Here is a 984-nt window from a genome sequence, read left to right as displayed (position 1 = left end):
CTAGACGAGTAAGTCCGAAGTCGGGTCAGTGGTCGTAGGCGATCAGGGACCTGGTCACGGGTTGGCCGGTGGCGCGGTTGTGCCAGATCGCGGCGGTCATGGCGAGGATTCGCTGCGCGACTCGGGCGGTGACTCCTTCGATGCTGCGACCGCCGTGTAGCTCAAGGTCGAGTTGGCCCTTCAACGTGTCGTTGACCGACTCGATCAGCTGTCGGACAGGCTTGAGCAGGTGCTCGTCGTGGCGTGGGGTGCGGTTGCGGTACGACGGTCTCAGCAACCGCACCCCACGTTCGGCCAGCCACCGGTCCAACTCGGCCGAGACGTATCCCTTGTCCGCCACGATCAGCAGGCCCGGACGGTCAGCGACGAGCCCGGGGTCGTGATCGAGGACCGCGGCCAGGACCTGCCGCTCGTCGAGCTTCGGCGTGGCCAGCGCCCAGGTGACCGGCAGACCGGACGGGGTGCAGACCAGATGCAGGCGCAGGCCCCAGAAGAACCTCGAGTGCGAAGCGCAGTAGCCGTAACCGGCCCACCCCGCCAGGTCGGACCGTTTCACCGTCGGCCTCGACCGGCCGCACTCCACCGGGGTGGAGTCCACCACCCAGGTCGTGTCCGACCACAGGTCGGTGTCCGCAGCGACCGCCCGGATGGCGCGTTTGAGCAGCGGCACCGCCGCCCGTAGGCGCTTGTTGTAGCCGGACTGCCCTGGCAGGTACGGGAACGCCCCGGGCAGATGCCCGGGGACGAACCGCAGCCAACGGGCCTCGGAACGCACCCCGAGCAGCATCTGCGCGACCGCCAGGGTCAGCAACTCCGCGTCGGACAGCTTCGGTGGCCGCCCGGTCCTGCGCGGCCGTCCGAGCCAGTCGTCGATCTTCACGTACAGTGCGGTCAGAAGGGTGTTGAGGTCTGTCGTCACAAACGGATCTTCAACACCCTTCGCCTATGCCGCAGCCCCGGGACCGTTAGGACTTACTCGTCTAG

Annotated in this window: 1 protein-coding gene; it reads right to left on the bottom strand. The window is 67.8% G+C overall.

Annotated elements, in window-relative coordinates:
- Window positions 1-25: 25 nt before the first annotated feature.
- Window positions 26-919, bottom strand: coding sequence for an IS982 family transposase (locus GSF22_RS33855; protein ID WP_208817954.1), 894 nt, complete (start codon window positions 917-919; stop codon window positions 26-28).
- Window positions 920-984: the final 65 nt, after the last annotated feature.

Origin of the sequence: Micromonospora echinofusca, from assembly GCF_017614955.1 — a bacterium.
Taxonomy (GTDB): Bacteria; Actinomycetota; Actinomycetes; order Mycobacteriales; family Micromonosporaceae; genus Micromonospora; species Micromonospora echinofusca_A.
Note: the sequence above shows the minus strand (reverse complement) of the source record. Positions and strands in the feature narration are given on the sequence as shown.